This window comes from Citrobacter sp. FP75 (assembly GCF_018342065.1).
GTDB lineage: Bacteria > Pseudomonadota > Gammaproteobacteria > Enterobacterales > Enterobacteriaceae > Citrobacter.
On record NZ_JAFDOE010000008.1, the window covers coordinates 129,226 to 138,608 of the forward strand.

8 protein-coding genes and 1 riboswitch are annotated in these 9,383 nt (G+C 52.8%); of the genes, 6 read left to right on the forward strand and 2 right to left on the reverse strand.

Annotated elements, in window-relative coordinates:
• Window positions 1-3: 3 nt before the first annotated feature.
• Together argH and oxyR are read left to right on the forward strand one after the other, a co-directional pair.
• Window positions 4-1,377 (forward strand): argininosuccinate lyase, encoded by a 1,374-nt coding sequence (gene argH, locus JQ822_RS21180; protein ID WP_213135113.1) that lies wholly within the window; start codon window positions 4-6, stop codon window positions 1,375-1,377.
• A gap of 250 nt (window positions 1,378-1,627) precedes the next feature.
• Window positions 1,628-2,545: a DNA-binding transcriptional regulator OxyR gene (oxyR, locus tag JQ822_RS21185; protein WP_213135114.1), complete on the forward strand. Its 918-nt coding sequence runs from the start codon at window positions 1,628-1,630 to the stop codon at window positions 2,543-2,545.
• Here the strand turns inward: oxyR and sthA are convergent.
• Window positions 2,528-3,928, reverse strand: coding sequence for a Si-specific NAD(P)(+) transhydrogenase (sthA, locus tag JQ822_RS21190; protein ID WP_135323605.1), 1,401 nt, complete (start codon window positions 3,926-3,928; stop codon window positions 2,528-2,530). The genes oxyR and sthA overlap by 18 nt on opposite strands.
• 191 nt (window positions 3,929-4,119) lie before the next feature.
• Between sthA and fabR the strand changes: the two genes are divergently transcribed.
• Both fabR and JQ822_RS21200 read left to right on the forward strand, forming a co-directional pair.
• Window positions 4,120-4,755: an HTH-type transcriptional repressor FabR gene (gene fabR / locus JQ822_RS21195; RefSeq protein WP_003028862.1), complete on the forward strand. Its 636-nt coding sequence runs from the start codon at window positions 4,120-4,122 to the stop codon at window positions 4,753-4,755.
• Window positions 4,756-4,770: 15 nt separating this feature from the next.
• Window positions 4,771-5,130, forward strand: a complete 360-nt coding sequence (locus tag JQ822_RS21200) for a YijD family membrane protein (RefSeq protein WP_213135115.1) — start codon at window positions 4,771-4,773, stop codon at window positions 5,128-5,130.
• A gap of 45 nt (window positions 5,131-5,175) precedes the next feature.
• On the opposite strand, the gene trmA is transcribed toward JQ822_RS21200, so the two are convergent.
• On the reverse strand, window positions 5,176-6,276 hold the full coding sequence (gene trmA / locus JQ822_RS21205) for a tRNA (uridine(54)-C5)-methyltransferase TrmA (RefSeq protein ID WP_213135116.1): 1,101 nt from the start codon (window positions 6,274-6,276) through the stop codon (window positions 5,176-5,178).
• A 115-nt stretch (window positions 6,277-6,391) separates the two neighbouring features.
• A riboswitch (cobalamin riboswitch) is annotated at window positions 6,392-6,587 on the forward strand.
• Window positions 6,588-6,652: 65 nt separating this feature from the next.
• Here trmA and btuB point away from each other — a divergent pair.
• Both btuB and murI read left to right on the forward strand, forming a co-directional pair.
• Window positions 6,653-8,491 carry a TonB-dependent vitamin B12 receptor BtuB gene (btuB, locus tag JQ822_RS21210; protein WP_213135117.1) on the forward strand — a complete coding sequence of 613 codons (1,839 nt, stop codon included), beginning with the start codon at window positions 6,653-6,655 and terminating at the stop codon, window positions 8,489-8,491.
• Window positions 8,436-9,287, forward strand: coding sequence for a glutamate racemase (murI, locus tag JQ822_RS21215; RefSeq protein WP_213135118.1), 852 nt, complete (start codon window positions 8,436-8,438; stop codon window positions 9,285-9,287). The genes btuB and murI overlap by 56 nt, the downstream gene beginning before the upstream one ends.
• Window positions 9,288-9,383: the final 96 nt, after the last annotated feature.

The following is a 9,383-nucleotide window of genomic DNA, read 5'->3' on the forward strand; positions in this document are numbered from 1 at the left end:
GTTATGGCACTTTGGGGTGGGCGTTTTACACAGGCAGCAGATCAGCGGTTCAAACAGTTCAACGACTCGTTGCGTTTTGACTACCGCCTGGCAGAACAGGATATTGTCGGCTCTGTGGCCTGGTCCAAGGCGTTGGTAACGGTTGGTGTACTGACAGCCGATGAACAGCTACAGCTGGAAGAGGCGCTGAACACTCTGCTGGAAGAGGTTCGCGCTAATCCGCAGTTGATCCTGCAAAGCGATGCCGAAGATATTCACAGTTGGGTAGAAGGTAAGCTCATCGACAAAGTTGGTCAGCTGGGTAAAAAACTGCATACCGGGCGTAGCCGTAATGACCAGGTGGCAACTGACCTTAAACTGTGGTGCAAAGATACGGTGCTCGAACTGCTGTCGGCTAACCGTCAGTTGCAAAGTGCGTTGGTCGATACCGCGCAAAATAACCAGGACGCGGTCATGCCGGGCTACACTCACCTGCAGCGTGCGCAGCCGGTGACGTTTGCACACTGGTGCCTGGCCTATGTCGAAATGTTGGCGCGTGATGAGAGCCGCCTGCAGGATGCGCTTAAGCGTCTGGACGTTAGCCCGTTAGGCTGCGGTGCGCTGGCCGGTACTGCCTATGAAATTGATCGTGAACAGTTGGCGGGTTGGTTGGGCTTCGCCTCGGCGACACGTAACAGCCTGGACAGCGTGTCCGATCGTGATCATGTGCTGGAGTTACTCTCTGACGCCTCTATCGGTATGGTTCACCTGTCGCGCTTCGCCGAAGATCTGATTTTCTTCAATACCGGTGAAGCCGGTTTTGTTGAGTTGTCCGATCGCGTGACGTCCGGTTCATCATTAATGCCGCAGAAGAAAAACCCGGATGCATTAGAGCTGATTCGTGGCAAATGTGGCCGCGTACAAGGCGCACTGACCGGCATGATGATGACGCTGAAAGGGTTGCCGCTGGCGTATAACAAAGATATGCAGGAAGACAAAGAAGGGCTGTTCGACGCGCTCGATACCTGGCTGGATTGTCTGCATATGGCGGCACTGGTGCTGGATGGTATTCAGGTGAAGCGCCCACGTTGCCAGGAAGCGGCGCAGCAGGGTTATGCCAACGCCACTGAGCTGGCTGATTACCTGGTGGCAAAAGGCGTTCCTTTCCGTGAAGCGCACCATATCGTGGGCGAAACGGTGGTGGAGGCGATTCGTCAGGGCAAACCGCTGGAAGCACTGTCACTGACTGATTTGCAAAAATTCAGCGCGGTGATTGGCGATGACGTCTACCCGATCCTCTCGCTGCAGTCGTGTCTCGATAAGCGTGCCGCGAAAGGGGGCGTTTCACCGCAACAGGTCGCGCAGGCGATTGACTACGCGAAGGCGCGTCTGGCGTGAATTGAGTGGTAATGATTCGAGCCTGGCATCACGCCGGGCTTTTTTATGCAAAAAAAAGCGGACCAGAGGTCCGCAAAAGTTCACGTTGGCTTTAGTTATTTCGAGTATGAGAACGGACAGTAGCTTCAAGGGTTAAAGGGGTACCGTTCCGTTTCTGTGGTGCATTATTAAACAGAATGCTTGATAGGGATAATCGTTGGTTGCTATTCTACCTATCGCTACGAACTATCGTGGCAATGGAGGATGAATAATGAATATTCGTGATCTTGAATACCTGGTAGCACTCGCCGAACATCGTCACTTCCGACGAGCGGCAGACTCCTGTCACGTCAGCCAGCCAACGCTGAGTGGGCAAATCCGCAAACTCGAAGATGAGCTTGGCGTTATGCTGCTGGAACGTACGAGTCGTAAAGTGCTGTTCACTCAGGCAGGTTTACTGCTGGTGGACCAGGCGCGCACCGTGCTGCGCGAGGTCAAAGTGCTCAAGGAGATGGCAAGCCAACAGGGTGAGGCAATGTCTGGCCCGCTGCATATTGGTTTGATCCCAACGGTAGGACCTTACCTGCTGCCGCATATTATTCCTATGTTGCACCAGACCTTCCCGAAACTGGAAATGTACTTGCATGAAGCCCAAACGCACCAGCTGCTGGCGCAACTGGACAGCGGTAAACTCGACTGCGTGATTCTGGCGCTGGTGAAAGAGAGTGAAGCGTTTATCGAAGTACCGCTGTTTGATGAGCCGATGATGTTGGCGATCTATGAAGATCACCCATGGGCAAACCGCGATCGCGTACCGATGTCCGATCTGGCAGGTGAGAAACTGTTAATGCTGGAAGATGGTCACTGTTTGCGCGATCAGGCGATGGGATTCTGTTTTGAAGCCGGTGCTGATGAAGATACCCATTTCCGGGCAACCAGTCTGGAAACGCTGCGCAACATGGTGGCTGCAGGCAGCGGGATTACTTTACTGCCCGCGCTGGCTGTCCCACCGGAGCGTAAGCGTGATGGTGTGGTCTATGTGCCGTGCATTAAGCCTGAACCGCGTCGTACCATTGGTCTGGTGTACCGTCCGGGTTCGCCGCTGCGCAGCCGTTATGAACAGCTGGCAGAGGCCATCCGTGGTGCAATGGATGGCCATTTCGACAACGCGTTAAAACAAGCGGTTTAAGCCGTTTAGTGCAGCTACCCGATAGGCTTCCGCCATGGTTGGGTAGTTAAAGGTGGTGTTAACGAAGTACTCTATGGTGTTACCACCACCTTTTTGCTCCATTATCGCCTGACCGATATGAATAATTTCGGCGGCGCGTTCGCCAAAGCAGTGGATCCCTAAAATCTCTTTGGTTTCCCGATGGAACAGGATCTTCAGCGTTCCGACACTCATCCCGACAATTTGCGCGCGTGCCAGATGTTTAAACTGCGCGCGGCCAACTTCGTAAGGGACTTTCATTGACGTCAGTTGCTGTTCAGTTTTACCGACGGAGCTGATTTCGGGAATGGTGTAAATTCCGGTAGGAATATCTTCGATCAGGTGCGCGGTAGCCTCACCTTTAACCAGCGCCTGAGCGGCGATTCGGCCCTGATCGTAGGCTGCGGAGGCAAGGCTCGGATAACCGATTACATCCCCTACGGCATACACATGCGGCAGCGCCGTCTGGTACATGCTGTTCACTTTTAGCTGGCCGCGGCTGTCGGTCTTCAGGCCAATATTCTCCAGCGCTAACGAATCGGTGTTACCGGTACGACCGTTGGCGTACAGCAGGCAGTCGGCTTTCAGTTTTTTCCCGGATTTCAGGTGCATGATGACGCCATCATCGCAGCCTTCAATCTTCTCATACTCTTCGTTATGACGAATAACCACGCCGCTGTTCCAGAAGTGATAGGAGAGCGAGTCGGACATCTCCTGATCGAGGAACGCCAGCAGACGGTCGCGAGTATTGATTAAATCAACTTTGACGTCCATTCCACGAAAAATCGACGCATATTCACAGCCAATGACGCCTGCGCCATAGATCAGAACGTGGCGAGGTTCATGATGCAGACTGAGAATGGAATCGCTGTCGTAAACGCGCGGGTGTGAAAAATCAACATCCGTCGGATGGTAGGGGCGCGAGCCGCAGGCAATGACAAATTTATCTGCCGTGAGCGTTTCCACTGTACCGTCGTGGCATTCCAGAGCAATGGTATGCTCGTCAACAAAACGGGCATTGCCCTGCAAAATTTCGCAATGGTTACGCTCATAAAACCCTTGCCGCATGCGCGTTTGCTGATTAATGACGTTATCGGCATGGTTAAGGATATCGGCAAAAGAAGAGCGGAGAAGTCGGGAATGATCGCTGTAGAGTGGGTTCTGATTGAATTCAATGATACGGCTGACTGCGTGGCGGAGCGCTTTAGACGGGATTGTGCCCCAGTGGGTACAGCCTCCGCCGACGTTATGATAGCGCTCAATAACGGCGACGCGCGCTCCTTGCTTAACCAGACCCATTGCAGCGCCTTCGCCGCCGGGGCCGGAACCTATTACTATTGCATCGTAATCGTAGGAATGTGACATGGTCAGGCTTACCTGTTCTTATACATAAAAGCAACAGAATAGTAACATCGTTGTTGGGATAACCCAATTATCGTTGTGCTTTTTTGCGAAGTCGAAGCACAAACTGCGCGTAAACAATCATTCACAAAGCCATGCCAACCGCCTAATCTCTGGTATAGTGCCAGCAAGCTATAAGGAAGGATTTAGACATCGTGATGGGCGTTAGAGCGCAACAAAAAGAAAAAACCCGGCGTTCGCTGGTCGAAGCTGCATTTAGTCAGTTGAGCGCAGAACGAAGTTTTGCCAGCCTCAGTTTACGAGAAGTTGCTCGTGAAGCGGGCATTGCGCCAACCTCATTTTATCGCCATTTTCGCGATGTGGATGAACTCGGCCTGACGATGGTGGATGAGAGTGGCCTGATGCTACGCCAGTTGATGCGCCAGGCGCGTCAACGCATCGCCAAGGGCGGCAGTGTGATCCGCACCTCGGTCTCAACATTTATGGAATTCATCGGCAACAATCCCAACGCCTTCCGTTTATTATTGCGCGAGCGGTCTGGAACCTCCGCGGCGTTTCGTGCCGCAGTGGCTCGCGAAATTCAGCATTTCATTGCGGAACTTGCGGACTATCTGGAACTCGAAAACCATATGCCTCGTGCGTTTACTGAAGCACAAGCCGAAGCCATGGTGACGATTGTTTTCAGTGCGGGGGCAGAAGCGCTGGATGTTGGCGCCGAACAGCGTCGACAACTGGAAGAGCGGCTGGTATTGCAACTGCGCATGATCGCCAAAGGCGCATTTTACTGGTATCGCCGCGAACAAGAGAAGATGACGCATCACTCTGAGTAACGAGAAGGACGAGCAATGAAACAGTCAGGTCAAGATAAAGGTACGCTGCTGCTGGCGCTGGTTGCTGGCTTATCGATCAATGGCACATTTGCGGCGCTGTTTAGCTCCATTGTGCCATTCTCCGTATTCCCGATTATCTCGCTGGTGCTGACGGTTTACTGTCTGCATCAACGTTACCAGAATCGCACCATGCCTGTGGGATTACCAGGCCTGGCTGCCGCCTGTTTTATCCTCGGCGTTCTGTTGTACAGCACCGTGGTGCGTGCGGAATACCCGGATATCGGCTCTAACTTCTTTCCGGCGGTACTGTCGGTAATTCTGGTGTTCTGGATCGGCTTTAAGGTGCGTAACCGTAAGCAGGAAATTACGGAGTAATATTTATAGGCCGGGCAAGCGAAGCGCTCCCGGCCAGGACATCACTTATTTTGCGGTCAGTAACACGCCGCACTCCATATGGTGCGTATACGGGAACTGATCGAACAGAGCCAGACGTGACACATTGTGCGTCTGGCTCAACGTTTCCAGATTCTTACACAGCGTCTCCGGGTTGCAGGAGATATACAGAATATGCGGATACGCCTGTACCATTTTCTCCGTTTCGCTGTCCAGGCCGCTGCGCGGCGGGTCAACGAAAATGGTTTCACACTGGTAACTCTTCAGATCGATACCCTGCAAACGGTTGAACTCACGTACGCCGTTCATCGCCTGAGTGAATTCTTCGGCCGCCATGCGAATAATTTTTACATTATCAATATGGTTAGCCGCAATGTTGTACTGTGCTGCAGCAACGGATGGCTTGGCGATTTCGGTAGCCAGTACGCGGTTGAAGTTCTGCGCCAGCGCTAACGAGAAGTTGCCGTTACCGCAGTACAGCTCAAGCAGGTCGCCTTGGGAACCTTTGGTGACATCAATCGCCCATTCCAGCATCTGAATGTTCATGGCGGCATTCGGCTGCGTGAAGCTGTTCTCAACCTGGCGGTAGATAAGTTCTTTACCCGCGACCGGCAAGCGCTCATCGATGTAATCCTGGTCCAATTCGATTTTGGTTTTAGTCGCCCGGCCAATCAGATGCACGTTCAGGTTTTGTGCTCGTAGCGCATCCCGCAGCGCTTCGGCTTCCTGACGCCATTCGTCATCCAGCTTTTTATGGTACAGCATCGATATCACCGCCTGACCGCTCAGGGTAGTGAGGTAATCGATCTGGAACAGTTTGTGGCGCAGGACGTGGTTGTTGCGAACGCCTTCGATCATCGCCGTCATCAGCGTGTTGATGAGCTCGCTGGCTGCTGGAAAACTGTCGACGCGAATACGACTTTTGGTCTGGCTTTCAAACATGATGTGGTACAGGTCATCACCGTCATGCCACAGGCGGAATTCGGCGCGCATACGGTAATGGCTGACCGGCGAGCGAAACACTTCCGGAGCCCGATCAGTAAATGGCGTCATTAAGCTCTGCAAACGTGCCACTTTTTCGTCTAGCTGCGCGTCATACTGTTCTGTCGGAAGGTGTTCGGGGGTCATGATGCATCCTGAAAAATAAAAGTACGCGGGGATTGTAGGGATTGCTCAACAGATGTCCAGTTATTGATGATTTCCGATATTGTGATGTGCGGTCTGGACACCAGGTTGTAACAAACGGTAGCATCCGCGTTCCGGTCCTGTGAGTTAAAAGGGAATCCAGTGTAAATCTGGAGCTGACGCGCAGCGGTAAGGAAAGGTGAGATGAGAGCGTAAGCAGACACTGCCTGTAGGTGGGAAGTCTTCATTTCTTTTTATTCTATATTCTGAATAACCTTCCAAGCCCGAAGACCTGCCGGCTAACGTCGCATCTGGTTTTCATCATCGCGTACTATCGGTGGGACCTGCGGCATCCTTCTTATATTGTGGATGCTTTACAATGATTAAAAAATCATTGCTGCTGACGGCACTTTCCGTCGCGGCATTTTCTGGTTGGGCGCAGGATGCTAGCCCGGATACACTCGTCGTCACTGCCAACCGTTTTCAGCAGCCCCTTAGTGCCGTGCTTGCCCCCATCACCGTTGTTACTCGCCAGGATATTGATCGCTGGCAATCCACCTCTGTGAATGACGTTCTTCGTCGGCTGCCGGGTGTCGATATCGCGCAAAGCGGCGGTATGGGACAGAACTCGTCTATTTTTATTCGTGGGACCAACGCCAGCCATGTCCTGGTGCTGATTGACGGCGTACGCCTGAACTTAGCGGGGGTGAGCGGCTCAGCCGATCTCAGCCAGTTCCCGGTATCACTGGTGCAACGTATTGAATACATTCGCGGGCCGCGTTCCGCTGTTTATGGTTCTGATGCGATTGGCGGCGTGGTGAATATCATTACCACACGAGAAAAGCCGGGGACGGAATTGACCGCCGGTATGGGCAGTAATGGTTATCAGAATTACGATGTCTCAACCCAACAACAGCTAGGCGAGAATACGCGCGTTACGCTGATGGGGGATTATGCCTATACCAAAGGTTTTGATGTTGTCGCCTACGGCAGCACCGGTTCTCAGGCTCAGCCTGACAAAGACGGTTTCTTAAGTAAGACGCTGTATGGCGCACTGGAACATAACTTCTCCGAGACATGGAGCGGGTTTGTTCGTGGCTACGGCTATGATAACCGCACCAATTATGACTCCTACTATTCCCCCGGCTCGGCGCTTCTCGATACCCGCAAGCTCTACAGCCAGAGTTGGGATGCCGGGCTGCGCTTTAATGGCGAGCAAATCCAGTCACAGCTGGTTTCCAGCTACAGCCACAGCAAAGACTACAACTATGATCCGGATTATGGTCGTTATGACTCCTCGGCCACGCTGGATGAGATGAAGCAATATAATGTTCAGTGGTCAAACAGTATGGTTGTGGGCCACGGTAACGTTGGCGCAGGCGTTGACTGGCAAAAGCAAACCACAGAGCCTGGCACCGGGTATGTCACGGACGGTTACGATCAACGTAACACGGGCCTCTATCTGACCGGGTTGCAACAGCTTGGCGACTTCACCTTTGAAGGTGCGGCACGTAGCGACGATAACTCCGAGTTTGGTCGTCATGGGACATGGCAAACCAGCGCCGGATGGACGTTTATTGACGGCTATCGCTTTATTGCGTCCTACGGCACATCCTACAAAGCACCTAATCTCGGGCAACTGCATGGCTATTATGGCAATTCGAACCTGGATCCTGAAGAGAGCAAGCAGTGGGAAGGGGCATTTGAAGGCTTAACGGCGGGTGTGAACTGGCGCGTGTCAGGGTATCGTAATGATATCAATGACATGATCGATTATGACCCGCATACCGAGAAATATTTTAACGAAGGCAAAGTCCGTATTAAAGGCGTTGAAGCGACGGCGAATTTCGATACCGGTCCGCTGGCGCACACGCTGAGCTACGATTACGTCGATTCGCGTAATGCGATTACGGACAAGCCGCTGGCCCGTCGCTCCAAACAGCAGGTGAAGTATCAGCTCGACTGGCAGGTCTACGATTTTGACTGGGGCCTGACGTATCACTATCTGGGAACGCGTTATGACACGGACTACGTTACCTACCAGCCGGTAAAAATGGGAGGGGTTAGTCTGTGGGATCTGGCGGTGTCATATCCAATCACCTCACAGCTGACAGTTCGTGGTAAAATCGCCAACCTGTTCGATAAAGATTACGAGACAGTTTATGGCTACGAAACTGCAGGACGGGAATACACCTTGTCTGGCAGCTACACCTTCTGATCCACGTCCCACCGTGCTGGTGTTTGATTCCGGCGTCGGTGGGTTGTCGGTCTACAACGAGATCCGCAATCTCTTGCCGGATCTCCACTATATCTACGCTTTCGATAACGTCGCCTTTCCTTATGGAGAGAAAAGCGAGGAATTTATTGTCGAGCGTGTTGTTGAGATTGTGACTGCGGTTCAGCAGCGCTACCCCCTCTCTCTTGCAGTCATTGCGTGTAATACCGCAAGCACGGTGTCACTTCCTGCACTGCGTGAAAAGTTCTCCTTCCCGGTCGTGGGTGTGGTACCTGCGATTAAACCGGCGGCGCGCCTCACGGCTAACGGTGTGGTGGGTTTGTTGGCGACGCGCGCGACGGTGAAGCGTTCATATACGCATGAGCTGATTGCGCGATTTGCTAACGAGTGTCAGATAGCGATGTTGGGTTCCGCTGAGCTTGTGGAACTGGCAGAAGCAAAGCTACACGGAGAAGCCGTTCCTCTGGAGGAGCTGCGCCGCATTCTGCGACCGTGGCTACGGATGTCGGAGCCACCGGACACGGTTGTGCTCGGATGTACGCATTTCCCTCTATTACAGGAAGAACTTTTACAGGTTCTGCCTGAAGGGACGCGACTGGTGGATTCCGGTGCAGCGATAGCGCGTCGTACGGCCTGGTTGTTAGAACATGAAGCGCCTGACGCGAAATCACCTGACGAGAACATCGCCTTCTGTATGGCAATGACCCGTGAGGCTGAACAATTATTGCCAGTTCTACAGCGTTACGGCTTCAAAACGCTCGAAATGCTGGCCGTTTAACCTGCTTTGGTGGAAAAATACGCACTTGGAAGATTATTTTAAATTTCCCCTTGTCAGCCTGAAATAACTCCCTATAATGCGCCTCCACTGACACGG